At 65.8% G+C, this 19,059-nt stretch carries 20 protein-coding genes; 15 read left to right on the top strand and 5 right to left on the bottom strand.

Going from position 1 to position 19,059, the window contains the following annotated elements:
* Positions 1–69 precede the first annotated feature (69 nt).
* From LH19_RS22470 to LH19_RS22440, 7 genes are read left to right on the top strand one after another with little or no spacing between them, the layout of a single operon-like run.
* A complete protein-coding gene (locus LH19_RS22470) occupies positions 70–2,040 on the top strand; it encodes an alpha/beta hydrolase family protein (RefSeq protein ID WP_167346293.1) in 1,971 nt (656 codons plus the stop codon).
* Between the two features lie 44 nt (positions 2,041–2,084).
* Complete coding sequence (locus tag LH19_RS22465; RefSeq protein WP_054589440.1) at positions 2,085–2,732, top strand: queuosine precursor transporter; 648 nt, start codon at positions 2,085–2,087, stop codon at positions 2,730–2,732.
* Entirely contained in the window at positions 2,729–3,637 is a 909-nt protein-coding gene (argB, locus tag LH19_RS22460) for an acetylglutamate kinase (RefSeq protein WP_054731930.1), read from the top strand. The genes LH19_RS22465 and argB overlap by 4 nt, the downstream gene beginning before the upstream one ends.
* Before the next feature lie 40 nt (positions 3,638–3,677).
* Complete coding sequence (locus LH19_RS22455) at positions 3,678–3,986, top strand: YggT family protein (protein ID WP_054731929.1); 309 nt, start codon at positions 3,678–3,680, stop codon at positions 3,984–3,986.
* Position 3,987: 1 nt separating this feature from the next.
* Positions 3,988–4,884: a bifunctional methylenetetrahydrofolate dehydrogenase/methenyltetrahydrofolate cyclohydrolase FolD gene (gene folD, locus LH19_RS22450; RefSeq protein ID WP_054731928.1), complete on the top strand. Its 897-nt coding sequence runs from the start codon at positions 3,988–3,990 to the stop codon at positions 4,882–4,884.
* Entirely contained in the window at positions 4,884–5,552 is a 669-nt protein-coding gene (locus LH19_RS22445; protein ID WP_054731927.1) for a hypothetical protein, read from the top strand. Before folD ends, LH19_RS22445 begins: the two co-directional genes overlap by 1 nt.
* Positions 5,552–6,181 carry a MarC family protein gene (locus LH19_RS22440; RefSeq protein WP_054731926.1) on the top strand — a complete coding sequence of 210 codons (630 nt, stop codon included), beginning with the start codon at positions 5,552–5,554 and terminating at the stop codon, positions 6,179–6,181. The genes LH19_RS22445 and LH19_RS22440 overlap by 1 nt, the downstream gene beginning before the upstream one ends.
* 63 nt (positions 6,182–6,244) lie before the next feature.
* On the opposite strand, the gene LH19_RS22435 is transcribed toward LH19_RS22440, so the two are convergent.
* Positions 6,245–6,934 (bottom strand): OmpA family protein, encoded by a 690-nt coding sequence (locus tag LH19_RS22435; RefSeq protein WP_054734153.1) that lies wholly within the window; start codon positions 6,932–6,934, stop codon positions 6,245–6,247.
* Positions 6,935–7,174: 240 nt separating this feature from the next.
* Here LH19_RS22435 and LH19_RS22430 point away from each other — a divergent pair, with 240 nt between their 5' ends.
* A complete protein-coding gene (locus tag LH19_RS22430) occupies positions 7,175–8,500 on the top strand; it encodes a hemolysin family protein (RefSeq protein WP_054731925.1) in 1,326 nt (441 codons plus the stop codon).
* A 17-nt stretch (positions 8,501–8,517) separates the two neighbouring features.
* Here the strand turns inward: LH19_RS22430 and glpX are convergent, their stop codons facing one another.
* Entirely contained in the window at positions 8,518–9,486 is a 969-nt protein-coding gene (gene glpX / locus LH19_RS22425) for a class II fructose-bisphosphatase (RefSeq protein WP_054734150.1), read from the bottom strand.
* Between the two features lie 60 nt (positions 9,487–9,546).
* Here glpX and LH19_RS22420 point away from each other — a divergent pair, with 60 nt between their 5' ends.
* On the top strand, positions 9,547–10,017 hold the full coding sequence (locus LH19_RS22420; protein WP_054731924.1) for a hypothetical protein: 471 nt from the start codon (positions 9,547–9,549) through the stop codon (positions 10,015–10,017).
* Here LH19_RS22420 and LH19_RS22415 read toward each other — a convergent pair.
* Positions 10,014–11,342, bottom strand: a complete 1,329-nt coding sequence (locus tag LH19_RS22415; protein WP_054731923.1) for a homoserine dehydrogenase — start codon at positions 11,340–11,342, stop codon at positions 10,014–10,016. The two genes, LH19_RS22420 and LH19_RS22415, sit on opposite strands and share 4 nt — an antisense overlap.
* Positions 11,343–11,435: 93 nt before the next feature.
* Positions 11,436–12,320, bottom strand: coding sequence for a hypothetical protein (locus tag LH19_RS22410; RefSeq protein ID WP_082396364.1), 885 nt, complete (start codon positions 12,318–12,320; stop codon positions 11,436–11,438).
* A gap of 279 nt (positions 12,321–12,599) precedes the next feature.
* Between LH19_RS22410 and LH19_RS22405 the strand changes: the two genes are divergently transcribed.
* The 6 genes from LH19_RS22405 to LH19_RS22380 all read left to right on the top strand — a co-directional run bounded on the left by LH19_RS22405 (position 12,600) and on the right by LH19_RS22380 (position 17,311).
* Positions 12,600–13,256 (top strand): energy transducer TonB, encoded by a 657-nt coding sequence (locus LH19_RS22405; protein WP_054731922.1) that lies wholly within the window; start codon positions 12,600–12,602, stop codon positions 13,254–13,256.
* Between the two features lie 135 nt (positions 13,257–13,391).
* Positions 13,392–14,138 (top strand): MotA/TolQ/ExbB proton channel family protein, encoded by a 747-nt coding sequence (locus tag LH19_RS22400; protein WP_054590424.1) that lies wholly within the window; start codon positions 13,392–13,394, stop codon positions 14,136–14,138.
* Between the two features lie 126 nt (positions 14,139–14,264).
* The gene (locus LH19_RS22395; RefSeq protein WP_054731921.1) at positions 14,265–14,783 is read left to right on the top strand and encodes an ExbD/TolR family protein; all 519 of its coding nucleotides are present in this window, start codon (positions 14,265–14,267) and stop codon (positions 14,781–14,783) included.
* A 32-nt stretch (positions 14,784–14,815) separates the two neighbouring features.
* Complete coding sequence (locus tag LH19_RS22390; RefSeq protein WP_054589428.1) at positions 14,816–15,241, top strand: ExbD/TolR family protein; 426 nt, start codon at positions 14,816–14,818, stop codon at positions 15,239–15,241.
* A 113-nt stretch (positions 15,242–15,354) separates the two neighbouring features.
* On the top strand, positions 15,355–16,665 hold the full coding sequence (locus tag LH19_RS22385) for a UDP-glucose dehydrogenase family protein (protein ID WP_054731920.1): 1,311 nt from the start codon (positions 15,355–15,357) through the stop codon (positions 16,663–16,665).
* 79 nt (positions 16,666–16,744) lie between these two features.
* Positions 16,745–17,311, top strand: coding sequence for a superoxide dismutase family protein (locus tag LH19_RS22380; protein WP_054731919.1), 567 nt, complete (start codon positions 16,745–16,747; stop codon positions 17,309–17,311).
* Positions 17,312–17,356: 45 nt separating this feature from the next.
* Here LH19_RS22380 and LH19_RS22375 read toward each other — a convergent pair whose 3' ends face one another.
* A complete protein-coding gene (locus tag LH19_RS22375) occupies positions 17,357–18,955 on the bottom strand; it encodes a spinster family MFS transporter (protein ID WP_054731918.1) in 1,599 nt (532 codons plus the stop codon).
* Positions 18,956–19,059: the final 104 nt, after the last annotated feature.

Below are 19,059 nucleotides of genomic sequence, written 5' to 3'. Positions count from 1 at the left end.
GCGTTGCGCGATCAGGCTTGGCGGGCGGTGAATTGGTTTGTAGTTACAGGCTGTTGGAGGGGGATGACGATGTGGCGGTTGCTGGTTCTGACGGGCCTATTGGCGAGCATGATGTCGACAGTGGCGGCGGAACCCGGACCACCTGCCCCTGCACCGGCCGCCACCGCGCCGCTGCCGACACAGGCTTTCGCCGGGCTGCCGTTCGTCGAAGGCGCCCAATTGTCGCCCGACGGCAAGCATTTGGCCGGGCTCTTCGCGGTCGGTGGCGAACAGCGCATCGTCATGCATGAGATCGGTAGCGATTTCCGCACCGCGGTGATGGTCAAGCTCCCCGAGGAGACCGAGGTCCGCTGGCTGCGCTGGGTCGGCAACGACAATGTCATCGCGGGCGTCACCGCGATGCAGATGGTGACGGGCGATCGATGGTATATCTCGCGCCTCGTCGCGATCAGCCGCACGACGGGCCGTGCGACCAAGCTATTGTGGGAGTTGAACGGGCAAAATGCGGCGGACCTGCTCTGGATCCCGACCGACGGCAGCACCGAAATCCTCGTCGCGGGGCAAGACTCCATATACAGCTCGCTGGAATTCTGGCCCGCGGTCTATCGCGTCGACGTGACGACCGGGCGCAAGCGGCTCGAAACAAAGGCGCGCGAGGGCGTGTCCGATTGGGGCGCCGATCATCTCGGCCACGTCCGTTACGGTATCCATTACCGCGACGAAACGACGAAGGCGGCGCTGCTCTATCGGCCTGTCGCGGGCGACGGCTTCCAGTGGGTCGACCGCGCGCGATTGCGTGACGAGGAGGAACTGGTCGTCCCGTTCCTGTTCGTTCCGGGCGGCGACAACGGGTTCGCCGTCACCGACGGTGAAGACGGGCGATCAGTCGTAACCGAAGTCGACCTTGTCACCGGACGGCATGTTCGCACCGTCTATGCCGCCAAAGGCGCCAGTATCGAGCGCCTCGCGCTGTCCGTTGACGGGTCGAAGCTGCTTGGCGTCTATACGAACGACCCGGCGCGGCCGGTACACTGGCTCGATCCCGTCATGGCGGCGCACCAGCAGGAGCTCGATGGACGCGCGCCGATGGCTGTCGTCCGGATCGAAAGTTACAGCCAGGACCTCGCGAAGATGCTCGTGAGGGTCAGTACGCCCGAAAATCCGGGCCTTTTATTCTATTATGACACCGCCTCGGGCCATCTTGCCAAACTGGCGGAGATGAACGAGGCGATCGGTAGCAAGCGGCTGTCACGGGCAAAAATGGTGCAATACAAGGCCCGCGACGGCCTTGCGATCGAAGGCGTGCTCACCTTGCCCCGCCATCGCACCGCAAAGGCGCTGCCTTTCATCGTCATGCCGCACGGCGGGCCTTGGGCGCACGACGCGCTGGATTATGATTATTGGGCGCAGTTCCTGGCCGAGCGCGGCTATGGCGTTCTCCAGCCGAATTTCCGCGGCTCGACCGGTTACGGGGCGGCTTTCGAACGCGCCGGGCAGGGGCAGCTCGGCTTTGCGATGCAGGACGATGTCAGCGACGGTGTCGAGTGGGCCGTGAAGGAAGGGATCGCGGATCCGAAACGCGTCTGCATCGTCGGCGGATCCTATGGCGGTTACGCGGCGATGTGGGGCATCGCCAAGGATCCCGATCTCTATCGCTGCGCCATTTCGATCGCCGGCGTCGCCAACCTGCGGCGCGAGGTCAACGATTTCGCCCGCAGCACGCGCGGCCGCCTCTATCGCGGCCAGTGGGAGAAGATGACGCCCGATTTTGCCGCCGTGTCGCCGATCAACGCGATCGTCCGGATCAAGGCGCCGCTGCTGTTGATCCACGGCAGGAAGGACGTGACCGTCGATCATGTCCAGTCGGTGAAGATGCACGCCGCGATGACGAAGGCGGGAAAAGCGGTCGAGTTCGTCTCGGTGCCGCTTGCCGACCATTATTTCAGTCGCGAGGCCGACCGGATGACGCTGCTGACGGCAATGGAAAACTTCCTGCAAAAATATAATCCGCCCGATGGCAAGGATAATCCGTCCGATTGAGCGCGCATCTTTCCAGCGCCCGCAAAACCGATTAAGCGGCGCCGATGGAACAAGGCTCTCCGCGCGTCATCGCGCCCTCCCTGCTGCTCTTTGCGATCCTCTATGGCGGCATGGTTCCGCTCGGCGGTTTCCTCGGCGCGAAGCAGGTCGCGCTCGGGCCGCTGGCGGTCGAGGCGGGCATCTTTCCCTTCCTGACCCTGATCGCCATTTCGAGCGGCATCGCCGAACTTCACGGGCGCGTCGTCGCCGACCGGCTGGTGCGGCTGGGTTTCATCCCGCTGATCCTCGCGATCATCCTCACCGTGTTCGTGCTGCAACTGCCGACCGACGCGGGGATGTACGAGCCCGCCAAGGAAGCCTTTCCGATCATCGTCGGCCAGGGCTGGCGGATGATGGCGGCGGGCATTCTCGCCTATGGCGTCTCGGTCAGCCTCAACGTCTGGCTCTTCTCGCGGATGACCGCGAACAACGGGCGGCTCCTGCCGCTGCGCGGATTCGTCGCGGCGGCATTGAGCCAGATCATCGATACGCTGATCTTCATCACCGTCAGCTTCTATGGCGTGCGGCCGATCGGCGACCTGATGCTCGGCCAGATGATCGCCAAGGTGGTGCTGTCGGCGGTAATGGTGCCGCTGCTCGTGATGGCGGTGGTCGCGATCGGCCGCCGCCTCGATACAAAGAATGCGGAATGACCCCTGTGACTGATCCTTCGAAAATGCCCGACCTGCTCGCCAAGGCCGAAACGCTCGTCGAGGCGCTGCCCTATCTGCAGCGCTATGCCGGCGAGACCTTCGTGATCAAATATGGCGGCCACGCGATGGGCGACCCCGAAGCGCAGCGCGATTTTGCCGAGGATGTCGTGCTGCTGAAAGCGGTCGGCATCAATCCGGTCGTCGTCCATGGCGGCGGGCCGCAGATCGGGGCGATGCTGAAACAGCTCGGCATCGAATCGCAGTTCGTCGGCGGGCTGCGCGTCACCGACGCCGCGACCGCCGAGGTCGCGGAAATGGTGCTGGCGGGCAAGATCAACAAGGAAATCGTCGGCTGGATCGCCGGGCTCGGCGGCCGCGCGGTCGGCATTTCGGGCAAGGACGCCAATCTGGTGCTTGCCGAAAAGGTCCATCGCAGCGAGCCCGACCCCAATTCGGGGATCGAGCGCCATGTCGACCTCGGCTTCGTCGGCGAGCCGGTGGCGGTCGACCCGACGATCCTCGTCAATCTGACCAAGGATAATTTCATCCCGGTGATCGCACCCGTTGCCCTCGGCGCTGACGGCGCGACCTATAACATCAACGCCGACACGATGGCGGGGGCGATCGCCGGCGCGCTGGGCGCGAAGCGCTTTTTCCTGCTCACCGACGTATCGGGCGTGCTCGACAAGTCGGGGGCGCTGCTCACCGACCTCGACCGCCCGGCGATCGAGGCGCTGAAGGGTGACGGGACGATCACCGGCGGCATGATCCCGAAGGTCGAAACCTGCGTCGCCGCGGTCGATGCCGGGGTCGAGGCGGCGGTCATCCTCGACGGACGCATCCCGCACGCGATGCTGCTCGAAATTTTCACCGCCAGGGGTGCAGGCACGCTCATTCACCGCTAGGAGGGGCTACGACCCGACACCAGCCCGGCCGGAGACCTTGATGTACGTAATGTTGCTGCAAATCCTGTCGATCATCCTCAACGTCCTGTGGTGGATCATCATCGTGCAGGCGGTGATGTCGTGGCTGATCGCCTTCAACGTTATCAACACCCACAATGATTTCGTGGCGCAGCTCTGGCATGTGCTCGAACGGATCACCGAGCCGCTTTATCGTCCGTTCCGGCGGATCATGCCCGATTTCGGCGGGCTCGACCTGACGCCGATGGTCGTGCTGATCCTGATCATCATCCTGCAGGGGCCCGTGATCTCCTACCTCTATCAACTCGGCATGAACGCCGGAGTGGCCTGAGATGACCACCGCTGAGGTCATCGACGGCAAGGCGTTCGCCGCCGGCCTGCGCGCGCGGATCGCCGACGCGGTTCCCGCTTTCGCCGCCGCGGCGGGCCGCGTGCCCGGGCTTGCGGTCGTCCTCGTCGGCGACGATCCGGCGAGCGCCGTCTATGTCGGATCGAAGGGCAAGGCGACGGTCGCCGCCGGCATGGCAAGCTTCGAGCATCGCCTGCCCGCGACCGCAACGCAGGACGAGGTCGAAACGCTGCTGCGCCAGCTCAATGCCGACGACAGCGTCGACGGCATCCTGCTGCAATTGCCGCTCCCCGGCCATCTCGACGAACAGGCGGCGGTGGCGACGATCCATCCCGACAAGGATGTCGACGGGCTGACCCCGGTCAGCGCCGGGCGCCTCGCGCTCGGCATCGCCGGGATGGTGCCGTGCACGCCCTATGGCTGCCTGCTGTTGTTGCAGGATCGGCTCGGCGACCTTTCGGGCAAGGACGCGGTGGTGATCGGTCGCTCGATCCTCGTCGGCAAGCCGATGGCGGCGCTGCTGCTCGGCGCCAATTGCACTGTTACCATCGCGCACAGCCGCACCAAAGACCTCGCGGACGTGGTGCGCCGCGCCGATATCGTCGTCGCCGCGGTCGGGCGGCCGGAGATGGTGAAGGCCGACTGGATCAAGCCCGGAGCGACGGTGATCGACGTCGGCATCAACCGCCTGCCGCCCGCCGAGGGCGCCGCGAAAGGCCGGCTGGTCGGCGATGTCGACTATGCGAGCACGGCGACGGTCGCGGCGGCGGTCACCCCGGTGCCCGGCGGCGTCGGCCCGATGACCATCGCCTGCCTGCTGCGCAACACGCTCGTCGCCGCGCATCGCCGCGCCGGGCTCGCCGATCCGGAGGGTTTCTGATGCGCCGCCTGCTGATCGCCGCGCTCCTGTCGTCGGCGATCGCGGTCGGCGGCGCAGCAGCGCGCGAGCGCGACCGGCCGCTGGCCCCGAACCCCAGCGCCTATATCGCCGCCGAAATCGCCTTTGCCCGGCTGGCGCAGGAAAAGGGCCAGTGGACGGCGTTCCGCGAAACCGCGGCGCCCGATGCGGTGATGTTCGTGCCGCAGCGCGTCGTCGCGCTGGACTGGCTCAAATCGCAGAAGGACCCGGCCGAGGCGGTCAAATGGCAGCCGCACGCCGTCTATATCAGTTGCGACGGCCATAGCGGCGCCACCACCGGCGCGTGGCAGAAGGGCGGCGCGCAGGGCTATTTCACCACCGTCTGGCGGCGCGATCCCAAGAAGGGCCGCATACGCTGGGTGCTCGACCATGGCGACACGCTGACGACGCCGCGCGTTGCGCCCGATTTCATCGAAGCGAAGCAGGCGAAATGCGGTTCGCGTCCCGGGGTCGCGGTCGATGCGGGCGAGGAAGGCGGCGATATGGTCGTTGGCGTTTCGCCCGACCAGACTTTGAGCTGGACGTCGAGCGTCGCCGCCGACGGATCGCGCCGCGTCACGGTGCGGATGTGGGACGGCGCTGCGATGCAACCGGTGATCGACGATCGCGTCGCGGCGGCGCCCCGCTGATGCTCGACCTTTTCATCTCGGCCTTCGTGACGCTGTTCGTGATCATCGATCCGCCGGGCTGTGCGCCGATCTATGCCAGCCTGACGACAGGCGCCAATGCCGAGCAGCGCCGGTCGATGGCGATCCGCGCCGTGATCATCGCGGGCGCCATCCTGGTCTTTTTCGCGATGTTCGGCGAAGCGCTGCTCAGCTTCCTGCATATCGACCTCGACAGTTTTCGCATCGCAGGCGGCATCATGCTGTTCATCATCGCGATCGACATGGTGTTCGAAAAGCGCACCGAACGGCGCGAGCAGCGGGCCGAAAAGGTCAAGGCGACCCCGGAGATCGAGGATGTGTCGGTCTTTCCGATGGCGATGCCGATGATCGCCGGGCCCGGATCGATCGCGTCGGTGATGCTGCTGGTGGCGCAAAACAACGGGCTCGACCGCGCCTTCGTGATCTTCGGGGCGTTGCTTCTCGTGCTGCTGCTGACGCTTGCCGCGCTGCTGTCTGCGGGGCCGCTGATGCGGTTGATCGGCAACAAGGGCGAGGCGCTGATCACCCGGCTGCTCGGCGTGCTGCTCGCCGCCCTCGCGGTGCAGTTCCTGATCGACGGGCTGAAGGCCAGTTTTCCCAGCCTGGCATAGAAAAGGGATGAAAAAAGGGCGCCGCCCGCAGGCGACGCCCTTTCCTGTCCACGGGAGTGGAGATCAGCGTGCGGCGTTCACATCGGCCTGCGTCACCGGTGCGATGCGGATTTCGACGCGGCGGTTGCACTGATAATCGGCCTCGCTGCGTTCGGGCGAACATTTGAGCTGCGATTCGCCATAACCCATCGTCGCCATGCGGGCGCGCTGAATGCCGCGGCCGCCCAGATAGTCGGCGACCGACGCGGCGCGGCGTTCGGACAGGCCCTGGTTATAGCTGTCGCTGCCGGTCGAATCGGTGTGGCCATAAATGTCGATATAGGTGCTCGGATATTCGGCGAGCGTCGATGCGACATTGTCGAGGGCGCTGCGGAACTGCGATTTCACCAGCGCGCCGTTATAGTCGAAGGTGACGTCGCCGGGCATGTTGAGCACGAGCTGGTCGCCCTGCCGTTCGACGTCGATGCCGGTGCCGGCGGTGCGTTCGCGCAGCTTCTTTTCCTGCTGGTCCATATAATAGCCGACGCCCGCGCCGGCGACCGCGCCGATGCCCGCGCCGACGATTTCCTCGGTACGGCTGTTCTTGCCACCGATCAGGTCGCCGAGCAGATAGCCGCCCAGCGCGCCGCCGACGCCGCCGATCGCGGCCTTCGAAATCTTCTTCTCGCCGGTCACCGGATCGGTGACGCAGGCACTCAGCGACAGCGCGCCGATGCTCGCGAGGAGGGTGAGCTTGATCATATTGGTCTTCATCTTTTCGCTCCCTAGCTTGGCGGCCCGACCCGGTCCTGCGATGGCCGCCCGATACGCCGATAACATATGGCCCGCCAACTGGTTCCAAAATCATGCTGAACGGCGCCTGAGCCGGGCCGCAGCAATGCTCCCCGAACCGGATCGCTGCGATCCCATTGTGCACGGGCTTCGCTTTCGCCTATAGGAAGGCATGACCGAAGCTGACAGGGGCCGGGCGCCGACGCGCCGTACGACCGCCCAATGACCCCTTTTCCCTGGTCGGATGTCGTGATCATCCTGATCCTCATCCTCCTCAACGGCGTTTTCGCCATGTCCGAACTCGCGATCGTCTCGTCGCGCGACCCGCGCTTGCAGGCCGCCGAAAAGCGCGGCAGCCGCGGCGCGAAGATCGCGCGCCAGCTCGCATCGGACCCCGGCCGCTTTCTCTCGACCGTGCAGGTCGGCATCACGCTGATCGGCGTGCTGACCGGTGCCTATTCGGGTGCCAGCCTCGGCCAGCCGGTGGCCGAGCGCCTGCAGGCGCTGTTCGGCTTCGACGCGGAAACCGCCTTGTCGGTGGCCTTCGCGCTGGTCATCGCACTCACCACCTATGCTTCGCTGATCGCCGGCGAACTGGTGCCCAAGCAATTTGCGCTTCGCGCCCCCGAACGGATCGCGATCATCGTCGCGCCGATGATGTACTGGCTGTCGCGAATCGCCGCGCCGCTCGTCTGGCTGCTCGATAACAGTTCGGCGCTGGTGTTCCGCCTGCTCGGCCTCAACCGCGAATCGGAAGACCGGGTGACCGCCGAGGAGCTGCACCTGATCGTCGCCGAGGCGTCGAAGTCGGGGGTGATCGAGGAAAGCGAGCGCGCGATCATCTCGGGCGTCGTCCGGCTGGCCGACCGTCCGGTGCGCGAAGTGATGACGCCGCGCAAGGATGTCGACTGGATCGACATCGCGTCGGACGCCGACATGGTGCGCGCCAAGCTGCTCGAAACCCCGCACACGCGCATCCCCGTCGCGCGCGGTTCGGTCGACGAGATCGTCGGCATCGTGCAGGCGCGCGATATCGCGGCGGCGCTGTTTCGGGGCGAGGCGCTCGACCTCGAAACGCTGACCCGCCCGGCCAAGGTCATCCACGACCAGATCGACGCGATGGACGCGCTCGAAAGCCTGCGCGCCGCCGATGTGCCGATGCTGTTCGTCCATGACGAATATGGCCATTTCGAAGGGCTGGTGACCCCCGCCGACCTGCTCGCGGCGATCGCCGGCGAATTCGCGTCGGACCAGGATATCGGCAGCGAACCCTTCGTCGTCGAGCGCGACGATGGCAGCCTGCTGATCGCGGGATCGATGCCCGCCGACCAGATGGCCGAGCGATTGGGAATCGAACTGGCGGACGACCGCGACTATGCGACCGCCGCCGGCCACGCGCTTGCCATTCTGAAGCGCTTGCCCGAGGAGGGCGAGCATTTCAGCGACAAGGGCTGGCGCTTCGAGATCGTCGACATGGACGGCCGCAAGATCGACAAGCTGCTCGTCAGCGAAATCCGCCGGCCAAAGGACGACGGCGACGCGGAGTAGCCAGACCGGCGCCGGCGTCAGCCTGCCCGATGTTCGCCCTTCACCCAGCGCACGGTTCCCGACGAGGCGCGCATGACCACCGTTTCGGTGGTCATCACGCCGTCGCGGCGGTGCTTGACGCCGCGCAGCAGCGACCCGTCGGTGACGCCGGTCGCGGCGAAGATCACGTCGCCCTTGGCAAGATCTTCGAGGTCATAGACGCGGTCGAGATCCTCGACGCCCCATTTGGCGGCGCGCTTGCGTTCGTCGTCGTTGCGGAACAGCAGCCGGCCCTTGAACTGGCCGCCGACGCAGCGCAGCGCCGCCGCGGCGAGCACGCCCTCTGGCGCGCCGCCCGATCCCATATAGATGTCGATGTTGGTCTCGGGGTTGGTCGTCGCGATCACCCCGGCGACGTCGCCATCGGGGATCAGCGCGACGCCGCAGCCCAGCGCGCGCAGTTCGGCGATCATCGCCTCGTGGCGCGGACGGTCGAGGACGCACACCATGATGTCTTCGGGGCCGCAGCCCTTCTCGCGCGCCACCGCCTCGACATTCTCGCGGATGCTGTTGTCGAAATTCACCACGTTGGGAGAATAGCCGGCGCCGACCGCGAGCTTGTCCATATAGACGTCGGGGGCGTTGAGCAGGCAGCCTTCCTCGGCGATCGCCAGCACCGCGAGCGCATTGGGGCCCGCCTTGGCGGTGATCGTCGTGCCTTCGAGCGGGTCGACCGCGATGTCGATCTTCGGCCCCTTGCCGGGCGCGTTGCCGACCTTCTCGCCGATATAGAGCATCGGCGCCTCGTCGCGTTCGCCTTCACCGATGACGATGGTGCCATCCATATAGAGCGTGTTGAACGCGGTGCGCATCGCTTCGACCGCCGCGGCATCGGCGGCTTTCTCGTCGCCGCGCCCGATCAGCTTCGCCGCCGCGATCGCCGCAGCTTCGGTGACGCGCACCATTTCGAGCACGAGGACCCGGTCGAGGTTGCTGCTGTTCGTCATCCCGCTACTCTCCGTCTTTGCTATTGCCTTGCCGCCCCCGTCGGGCATGGTGCGCGCCATATGGCCGGCCGCACCGCTTGTCGAGGATGCTTCGCCCGATTCGGCGCCGCTTTTGCCGCATCCTGTGTCATCGCGATGACGATGGCGGGGATGGCGGCCGCGCAGGTGCAGGGGCCGCCCGCGCCGCCGCGCGATGCCGAAACCGCTGCCGCCAATGCCAAGGAGATGGTCGACCCGATCCGGCGCTGCAAACCGGCCGACGATGGGTCGATCACCGTGTGCGGCACCGACACGGAGCGGCATCGGCTGTCGCCCGAACTCCGTGCGATCGCGGGGGTCGGTCGCGACGCCCGGCCTAAACTGCCGCGCGCCGAGGCGCAGGGGATGATGTTCGACCGCCTGCCCTATAATTGGGTGGCGCTGGGCAAAGGCTATCCGCCCGGGCCCGAATATAATGCGCTCTATGAAATGGCGAAGCGTGCGACCGATCCCGATACGGGGACGCCGGTGCCCGAAGAAGCCGAACCTTAAAGCGCGAGGATCGGCATGTGCATCGGCGTGCCGACGACATGGTCCGACGCGGCGAGGATGCCGAGCGCGGCGTGGATCGCGTTTGCCGGGCCTTCATGGGTGACGAGCACGATGATGACGCTGTCCTCGTCGTCGCCGCCGCGCTGGATGAGGCTTTCGATCGAGACGCCGGCATCGCGCATCGCCGCGGCGATCTCGGCGAGCACGCCGATGCGGTCCTCGACGATCAGGCGGACATAATGTTTGCCGATCCGCGCGCCCGCGTCGGCTGCCGGGGCTTGGTCGAGCGAATCGACGGGCATCGCGAAGGCGGGGCCATATTCGTCGCGCGCGATGTCGATGATGTCGGCGACGATCGCCGACGCCGTCGGTCCCGCGCCGGCGCCGGCGCCTTCGAAGAACAGGCGGCCGACGAAATTGCCCTCGGCGACGACAGCGTTGAGCGCGCCCGGAACATAAGCGAGCGGATGGTCGGACGGGACGAGGCACGGCTGGACGTGCTGGTAGAGGCCCCCTCCGTTTTCTCCGCTGTCGCGCTCGGCCATGCCGATCAGGCGGACGCGATGCCCGAGGGCTTCGGCTTCGCGGATGTCGGCAGCGGTCAGATTGCGGATGCCGTCGGCGGTCACCGCATCGATGTCGAGCTTCGTCCCGAAGCACAGCGCGGCAAGGATCGACAATTTGTGCGCGGCGTCGATGCCGTCGACGTCGAAGGTCGGGTCGGCCTCTGCATAGCCCTCGGCCTGTGCCGCGGCGAGCGCTTCGGCGAAGCTCGCGCCGTTCCGCTCCATCTGCGTCAGGATATAATTGCAGGTGCCGTTGAGGATGCCATAGACGCGCGCGATCTCGTTCGCCGACGCGCCCTCGCGGATCGCCTTGATCACCGGGATGCCGCCGGCGACGGCGGCCTCATATTTCAGCGGCGTGTCCTTTTCCTCGGCCAACCGGGCGAGGTCGAGGCCGTGGTGCGCGATCATCGCCTTGTTCGCGGTGACAAGCGCCTTGCCCGCGCCGAGCGTCTGGCGCGCCAGCGTCAGCGCCGCGCCATCGGCGCCGCCGATCATTTCGACCACGACGTCGACATCGTCGGCCGCGACGAGCGCGCCCATGTCGTCTTCCCAGCGATAGCGGGCGAGGTCGATGCCGCGGTCGCGGTGGCGGTCGCGCGCCGAGATCGCGACGATCTCGACCGGGCGTCCGGCGCGGCGCGCGATCAGGTCGCGATTGGCCTCGAGCAGGCGGACGACGCCGCCGCCGACGACCCCGATCCCGGCGAGCGCGACGCGGAGCGGCGGGCGTGGGGCGGGGACGGTGGAAGCGGACATCGGGGCACTCCTTGGCTAGCAGTCGCCAGCGCCCCTATCGGCTTTTCGCCATGAAACAAGCCCGCTGTGCCTTGGCGGGCCGGTAGCTCTTCTTTATCCGGCGACGGGCGGTTTGCGCGTTCGCGTGCATTCGCCGAGCGCGCCAAGCACGACGGCATAATCCGCCGCGGCCTTGCGGCGGTCGTCGGGAGCCGTGCCCGCAAGCTTGTTCAGCGGCAGGGTCTTGGGCAGCCCGCAGGCAAGGCGGTACCACGCCAGCGTATTGCGCTTGGGCACCGCGGCCGATCCGTCGACGATCTCGCCGAACGCCGCGGCCCAGCGGCGCGACCCGTCGGCGGCGGTCAGGATGGTGAGCGACACCGGTTCGCCCGTCTTGGTATCGAGGAACAATTGCGTCTCGCCCTCGCCGGGCAGGGTGCCCGGGACATGGAAGCCGTTGGCGATTCCCGTGATCGCGGGCGGCGCGCCCGGTTTGACGAGCTCGGTCAGGATCGCGCGCAGTTGCGCCTCGGTCGCCGGATCCCACAAAAGCTGGGCGTCGGGCGCGATCAGGCGGACGCTGCCGGTGCTGTTGGTACCGGCAGCGGTGCCCGCGACGGGGCGGGCAAAGAGCAGGACGGGCTGTTTCTTCTTGAGCTTCGCCGCCTTGCCGTTCGCCGCCAGCGGCAGATCGACGAGATAGGTGATCCGTGCGGCGAGTGGCCCCGATCCGCGAATCAGCCCGACGACGTCGGCTTCGACATAGAATCGGGCGTGCCCGGCCGCGAGACCGGGTGCGCGGTCGGGCTTCAGAACCGTGGCGCTGCGAATTTGGGCGTGGATCGTCATCGGCGCGGCGGTCGCGAGATCGGCGATGTCGGCGTAGCTATAGACGCTTGCCGTCGCGGGAGCGCTGGCGGCCTGCATCGCGGAAACCGGCTGAATCCCGCCCGTTGCAAGCAAAATTCCGGCAAGGGCGGTCGGCAAAAGCGCGCGCATGGTCAAATCACTTTCCATCATTTGTGACACCGGGATGACACCGGTAACGCTATCGGAAGCCCCATCATGGGGCAGGGCACATTAACCGCTGATAAAGGGTTTGCGAACTTGCCGCCACCACGATAGGACGGGCTCGAAGCGTCCGGCAAGAACATAAACAGCCGGATGCTATGCTATCGGGTCTCGCAAAACGCATCGGAAATCATCCGGGCATTTGGCAACCGAACCCGATGGTACGGATTGGTGTCAGGATGATCTAGCAAGGAGCGTCGTCCCTGAATGGCTTATGGTGATAATGTCGACCCTAAAAACAGGGTAGTGGCAATTGTCTTGGTTGGTCTGTTCACGGCAGTGCTGGGCTATGGCCTGGTAAATGGTTTGAACATCAGTATCGTCAAGAAGATTGCCGAAAAATTGGACGTGGTGGACGTCGAAGAGCCGCCGCCGCCGGAGGAGCCGCCGCCGCCGCCGCCGCCGGACAACAAGCTGCCGCCGCCGCCGCCGGTCGTGACGCCCCCGTCGCCGATTCCGCCGCCGGTAACGACGAACACGGTCCAGTCGGTGCCGACCCCGCCGCGGCTTCCGCCGCCGCCGGTCTATACGCCGCCGGCCCCGCCGGCCCCGCCGCCGGCTCCCGACCTCAGCCAGGCCGGTACGCCCAAGGGCAATCCGGGCCGCTGGGCGACGAACGACGACTATCCGGCGCGCGCCATGCGTGAGGAACGCGAAGGAACGACCGGCTTCCGTGTCACCTATGGTGTCGATGGCCGTATCACTTCGTGCGACATCACCTCGTCGAGCGGCCACGCCGACCTTGACGCGGAAACGTGCAAGCTGATCACGCGTCGCGGCCGCTTCAATCCCGGCAAGGACCGTGCGGGCAACCCCACGGGCGGGAGCTACAGCAATCGTATCCGGTGGCAGATTCCGCGCTGACAAGGCGCGGGTCGCCCCGACCCAGTATTTTGACCAAATTTTATTCTTTGAGAGGGAATAACCAGCATGTTTAATCTGATCGCAAATGCCGCCGCTGCGGCGCCGGCAGCTGCTCACGACGCAGGCCTGAGCCTGATGCCCGCTTCGATGTGCGTAAAGGAAGAAGGCCAGAACCCTTACGGTCTCGTTCCCGCGCTGTGCGAAGGCGGCATCGTGTCGCAGATCACCTTCCTGGTGCTGCTGATCATGTTCATCGGGACGCTCTACATCCTGTTCACCAAGCTGTTCGAACAGAATAAGGTGATCAGCCAGGGCAAGGCGGTCGACGCCAATTTCTGGCGCGCGCCGACGCTGGCCGACGGTGCCGCGAAGCTCGAAAAGAACAGCGCCTATCGTCAGGTCGTCGAAGACGGTCTGCGCGCCAACGAAGAGCATAACAAGCTGACCGACCCCGTCGAAGCGCACGACTGGATGCACGGCACGCTCGAGCGTTCGCAGAACCACATCAACTCGAAGCTCAACGGCGGCCTCGCCTTCCTCGCGACCGTGGGTTCGACCGCGCCGTTCGTCGGCCTGTTCGGTACCGTTATCGGTATTCTTCGCGCCCTCGTGAAGATCGGTGCGTCGGGTCAGGCGTCGATCGACACCGTCGCCGGTCCGGTCGGTGAAGCTCTGATCATGACCGCCATCGGTCTGATCGTCGCCGTTCCCGCGGTGCTCGCGTTCAACTGGCTCCAGAGCCGCAACAAGGCGATCGCCCGCCGTCTGTCGACCTTCTCGAACGACGTTCTCGGTTCGATCATGTCGGGCGGCCAGGTGAAGCCGGCGGTTGCCGCCGCTCCGGCGAAGGCTGCTCCCGCCGCCGCGCCGAAGAAGGCCTGACCGGTCTAATGGATCCTCGCCACGCCTCCCGACGGGCGGCTGGCGAGGTCCGCTGGACAGGTCGATGCGCCGCTGGCGGGTCGACCCGGTCCGTAACAGACAATTTTGTGACAGGATGCTAATCCTATGGCGATGAGTGCAGGCGCAAAGGGCGAAGAAGCCCCGATGTCCGAAATCAACACGACGCCGCTCGTGGACATCATGCTTGTGTTGCTCATCATCTTCCTCATCACGGTTCCCGTGGTGTTGGAGACGGTGAACCTCAAGCTGCCGGCCGTGGTATTCGAGCCGACGACGACGAAGCCTGAAAATGTGCTGCTGTCGGTCCGTTCGGCCGACACCGACGGTGACGGCGAACCGAACCCCGAAAGCACCGCGTGCGAAGTTTATTGGGGCCAGACCCCGGTCGATTCGCGCCAGTTGCTGGAACGCGGGCAAAAGAAGCTCGAGCAGCTTCTTGCCGACATCGGTGGACCGCAGAATATCACCGAGGAAAATTTCCCCGAAGTGCATATCCGCGGCGACATCAACACGCCGTACCAGTGCATCGGCGGGGTGATCTACACGATGCAATATGCCGGTTTCCAGAAGATCGGGTTCATTTCCGAACCGGCTCCCGGCTCGGGCACGCTGGGCCGCCTGTAAGGCGGTCCGCGCAGTTATGAAGGAATAATCCTATGTCCATGGCCGTTGGCGATCGGGACGACAATGAACCGATGATGGACATGAACACGACGCCGCTTATCGACGTCATGCTCGTGCTCCTCATCATGTTCATCATCACCATCCCGGTCCAGACCCACGCGGTGAAGATCGACCTGCCGGTTCCGACCGACAGCAAGAACAATGTCGATCCGGAAAAGAACAAGGTGATGATCGATCCCGCCGGGACGATCACCTGGAACGGCGCACCGGTCGACCTTGCCCAGCTCGCGAACTATCTCGAGCAGACCAAGGCGCTGCCGGTCGAGCCCGAGCTTCAGGTTCAGCCCGACCCCTATGCGCGTTATTTCGTCGTCGACAATGTGATGGCGGTGATCAAGCGCAGCGGCGTCGGCAAGCTCGGCTTCGTCGGCAACGAACAATATGCGCGCGTTTTCTGATCACTGATCCTTAACGCGTTTTATGGAAAGGGCCGCGAAGCAATTCGCGGCCCTTTTCGTTTGAAACATTTGTCCTTAATGACACGCCGGCCGCAACAACAAAGGTAGTTCGCATGAAAATCGCCATGATCGGAACCGGCTATGTCGGGCTGGTGTCGGGGGCGTGCTTTTCCGATTTCGGCCATGACGTCGTCTGCGTCGACAAGGATGCCGGCAAGATCGAAGCGCTGAACGCGGGGCGGATGCCGATCTACGAGCCCGGCCTGGATTCGCTGGTGGCCAAGAATGTCGCGGCGGGGCGCCTGTCCTTCACCACCGATCTTGCGCCTGCGGTTGCCGGGGCCGACGCGGTGTTCATCGCGGTCGGGACGCCGTCGCGCCGCGGTGATGGCCATGCCGATCTTTCCTATGTCTTCGGCGCCGCCGAGGAACTGGCCGCGACACTCGACCATGATTGCGTGATCGTCACCAAATCGACCGTCCCGGTCGGCACCGGCGACGAGGTCGAGCGTATCCTGCGCGAGGGCGCACCGGGGCGCTCGCACAGCGTTGCCTCGAATCCCGAATTCTTGCGCGAAGGTGCCGCGATCGGCGATTTCAAGCGCCCCGACCGCATCGTGATCGGTGCCGAAGACGCGCACGGCGAGTCCGTCCTCCGCGAAGTTTACCGGCCGCTCTTCCTCAACGAAGCCCCGATCCTCGTCACGCGCCGGCGCACCGCCGAAATGATCAAATATGCCGCCAACGCCTTCCTCGCGACCAAGATCACCTTCATCAACGAGATCGCCGATCTCTGCGAGGCCGTCGGCGCCGAGGTGCAGGACGTCGCGCGCGGCATCGGGCTCGACAATCGGATCGGCGCGAAATTCCTCCACGCCGGTCCCGGCTATGGCGGCAGTTGCTTCCCGAAGGACACGCTCGCGCTGCTCAAGACCGCGCAGGACAATGAAGTGCCGCTACGCCTTGTCGAAGCGACGGTGCAGGCCAACGACCTGCGCAAGCGCGCGATGGGCCGCAAGATCATCGCGGCGATGGGCGGCAACGCGCGCGGCAAGACGGTCGCGCTGCTCGGGCTGACGTTCAAGCCGAACACCGACGACATGCGCGATTCGCCGAGCCTCGCGATCGTCCAGACGCTGCTCGACGCCGGCGCGCGCGTCACCGCTTATGATCCCGAAGGGATGGAGATCGCGGCGCCGATGATGCCCGAGGTCGAAATGAAGGCGAGCGCCTATGCCGCAGCCGAAGGCGCCGACGCGGTGGCGATCATCACCGAATGGGACGCCTTCCGCGCGCTCGATCTCGCGCGGCTTGGCGGCAGCATGGCCGACAAATTGCTCGTTGACCTCCGCAACATCTATCGCCGCGACGAAGTCCTCCGGCATGGCTTTCGCCACATCGCTATTGGAACCCGCGCCGAATAAGGGCATTCATCCTGTGAAAGGGCCCGGACGGTCGCCGATGCGGCCGCCGTGCCCCCCGCCAATCCATGGGGAGCAAGTTATGACGATCGTATCGCGCCGCAACGGCACATTGCTGGCCACCGGCCTGATCGCCCTCGCGCTGGCCGGCTGTGCCAGCCTGACGGGCAAGGGATCGCCCGACAAGCTGCCCGAACCCGATGCGGTGGCGCAACTGACCGACGCCAGCGGCAGCGATCGCGGCCGCGTCGACATCTTCAAGGATACGAACGGCCTGCGGCTCGAATTGGTCGCGCGCGGCTTTGCGGCGGGCACCTATGGCATGCACGTCCATGCCGTCGGTCTTTGCGAAGGTCCCAAATATACGAGCGCCGGGCCGCACTGGAATCCGACCGGCGCGCAGCACGGGCGTGAAAATCCGATGGGCGCGCATCATGGCGACATGCCGAACCTCGTCGTCGAGCCCGACACGATCGGCCGCGCGACGCTGACCCTCGTCGGCACACGCCTGGCCGGCGACGGCGGGCTGCTCGACGCCGACGGCGCGGCGTTCGTGATCCACGCCAAGCCCGACGATTACCGGACCGATCCCAGCGGCAACAGCGGCGACCGCATTGCCTGCGGCGTGATCGTCGCCAGGGCGGACTAGTCGCAATCGCTCCTCCCCGCGCGCGGGGAGGAGTCCCGGGACAAGTTAGACCCGCGCCCGTTCCTCGATCGTCGCTTCGGCCTGCGGCACGGCGCGATAGGCATAGATGAGCAGCCCGAGCGCGATCGGCGCGACGCCGATCAGCGACAGGATGCCGGTGCGCAGATCGCCCACCGGTTTGCCGTCGACGATCGTCCCGGCAAGATCGGAAATCTGTCCGACCATATAGGGGCCGAAGGACAGGCCGACGAGCGTCGTGCCGAGGAAGAAGGCGGCCGTCGCCGTCCCGCGCATCCGCGGCAGCACCAGATCCTGCGTCGTTGCCGCGGCGGCGCCCAGTGCGGCGGCACCGAAAAGGCCGGCGAGGAAGTTCATCGTGTAGAATATCGTCGAATCCTCGGTCGTATAGCCGATCCAGATTGGGACGACCGGCGCGACGACGCCGAAGATGATCATCAGGATGCGCCCCGCCGGGTTTTTCTCGCGCAGCGCGTCGGCGATCCGGCCGCCGATGATCACTCCGACAAAGCCGCTGACCGCGCCGTTCGCGCCGAGGATGAAGGCCAGTTCCTGCTTGGGGAGGCCCAGCACCGCTTCGGCATAGGGCGCCGACCAGAAGGCAAGCGCATAGGCGGCGAGGCTGACGAGGCCATAGCCCAGCGTGGTGCAGATAAACGCCGGCGTCCCCCAGATCAGCCGGAAGGTCGCGGGGTCGTGCGCGCGGAGCGTGCAGGCCCAGGAGAAGACGGCATAATAGCCGAGCGCGACGGCCGACCATTGCGGCAAATTGCCGGTCAGTTTTATCATCCACCAGGCAAAGGCGCTGACCGCCGCGGCGAAGCCGATGTTGATCGCCAGCGCCGCTGGCCCGCGCTGCCAAGCGCCATAGAGCGTCAGCGGCGGCACGATCATCGACAGATCCTTGCCGAATTCGCGGAACGGCGTCGGCGAACTGTGCGCCGGGGCGCCGTCCATCGCGCCGCGCACCGGCTCGCGCAGCGATGCGACCCACAGGGCGAGCAATAGTCCGGGAATGCCGACGGCGAGGAAGGCCGCCTGCCAGCCAACCAGCCCCAATGGCCCTCCGGCCGGATAGGCCCTATTCCACCCCTCGAGGATCAACGCGCCAATGAACAGCGAAACGCCGCCGCCGAGGTACAGGCCCGACGAATAAATGGCGAGCGCCGTCGCCTTCTGCCGCTTCGGGAAATAGTCGGAGATCAGCGAATAGGCGGTCGGGCTGGCGGTCGCTTCGCCGACGCCCACTCCCATGCGCGCGAGCGTCAGGGTCAACTGGTTGTATGCGAAGCCCGATGCGGCAGTCATCGCCGACCACAGGGTCAGGCCGATCGACAGCAATTTGACCCGGTTCCAGTTGTCGGCAAGGCGGCCGAGCGGAATGCCGAACAGCGCGTAAAAGACCGCGAAGGCGGCGCCGCCGAGGAAGCCCATGTCGCCGTCCTTCAGCCCGAGGTCGGCCTTGATGTCGACCGCGAGGATGCTGATGATCTGCCGGTCGATGAAATTCAGGATATAGACGACCACCAGCACCGACAGCACGTACCAGCTATAGCCGCTGGCGCTGGCCGCGGCGGCCGGTGCCTGCTCATGCGCCGCTCCACCGTGGCTCGTCTCCTCGGCCATCTGGCATCCCTCCCGCTCACCCGTTATCGTTGACGCCAATGGCTAGCAGAGCCGCGAAAAGGCGCAAGTTGAAAGTCGGTTCAACTTTGCGGGCGACAGGAGCG

This window comes from Sphingopyxis macrogoltabida, assembly GCF_001314325.1.
Lineage (GTDB): Bacteria > Pseudomonadota > Alphaproteobacteria > Sphingomonadales > Sphingomonadaceae > Sphingopyxis > Sphingopyxis macrogoltabida.
The sequence above is the reverse complement of the archived record's forward strand: the minus strand, read 5'-3'. Positions and strand labels throughout refer to the sequence as shown.

Bases quoted from the DNA above. Each gene is read 5' to 3' on its own strand.
- LH19_RS22470 (WP_167346293.1), top strand. From the start codon at position 70: ATGTGGCGGTTGCTGGTTCTGACGGGCCTATTGGCGAGCATGATGTCG.
- LH19_RS22465 (WP_054589440.1), top strand. From the start codon at position 2,085: ATGGAACAAGGCTCTCCGCGCGTCATCGCGCCCTCCCTGCTGCTCTTT.
- argB (WP_054731930.1), top strand. From the start codon at position 2,729: ATGACCCCTGTGACTGATCCTTCGAAAATGCCCGACCTGCTCGCCAAG.
- LH19_RS22455 (WP_054731929.1), top strand. From the start codon at position 3,678: ATGTACGTAATGTTGCTGCAAATCCTGTCGATCATCCTCAACGTCCTG.
- folD (WP_054731928.1), top strand. From the start codon at position 3,988: ATGACCACCGCTGAGGTCATCGACGGCAAGGCGTTCGCCGCCGGCCTG.
- LH19_RS22445 (WP_054731927.1), top strand. From the start codon at position 4,884: ATGCGCCGCCTGCTGATCGCCGCGCTCCTGTCGTCGGCGATCGCGGTC.
- LH19_RS22440 (WP_054731926.1), top strand. From the start codon at position 5,552: ATGCTCGACCTTTTCATCTCGGCCTTCGTGACGCTGTTCGTGATCATC.
- LH19_RS22435 (WP_054734153.1), bottom strand. From the start codon at position 6,934: ATGAAGACCAATATGATCAAGCTCACCCTCCTCGCGAGCATCGGCGCG.
- LH19_RS22430 (WP_054731925.1), top strand. From the start codon at position 7,175: ATGACCCCTTTTCCCTGGTCGGATGTCGTGATCATCCTGATCCTCATC.
- glpX (WP_054734150.1), bottom strand. From the start codon at position 9,486: ATGACGAACAGCAGCAACCTCGACCGGGTCCTCGTGCTCGAAATGGTG.
- LH19_RS22420 (WP_054731924.1), top strand. From the start codon at position 9,547: ATGGCCGGCCGCACCGCTTGTCGAGGATGCTTCGCCCGATTCGGCGCC.
- LH19_RS22415 (WP_054731923.1), bottom strand. From the start codon at position 11,342: ATGTCCGCTTCCACCGTCCCCGCCCCACGCCCGCCGCTCCGCGTCGCG.
- LH19_RS22410 (WP_082396364.1), bottom strand. From the start codon at position 12,320: ATGCGCGCGCTTTTGCCGACCGCCCTTGCCGGAATTTTGCTTGCAACG.
- LH19_RS22405 (WP_054731922.1), top strand. From the start codon at position 12,600: ATGGCTTATGGTGATAATGTCGACCCTAAAAACAGGGTAGTGGCAATT.
- LH19_RS22400 (WP_054590424.1), top strand. From the start codon at position 13,392: ATGCCCGCTTCGATGTGCGTAAAGGAAGAAGGCCAGAACCCTTACGGT.
- LH19_RS22395 (WP_054731921.1), top strand. From the start codon at position 14,265: ATGGCGATGAGTGCAGGCGCAAAGGGCGAAGAAGCCCCGATGTCCGAA.
- LH19_RS22390 (WP_054589428.1), top strand. From the start codon at position 14,816: ATGTCCATGGCCGTTGGCGATCGGGACGACAATGAACCGATGATGGAC.
- LH19_RS22385 (WP_054731920.1), top strand. From the start codon at position 15,355: ATGAAAATCGCCATGATCGGAACCGGCTATGTCGGGCTGGTGTCGGGG.
- LH19_RS22380 (WP_054731919.1), top strand. From the start codon at position 16,745: ATGACGATCGTATCGCGCCGCAACGGCACATTGCTGGCCACCGGCCTG.
- LH19_RS22375 (WP_054731918.1), bottom strand. From the start codon at position 18,955: ATGGCCGAGGAGACGAGCCACGGTGGAGCGGCGCATGAGCAGGCACCG.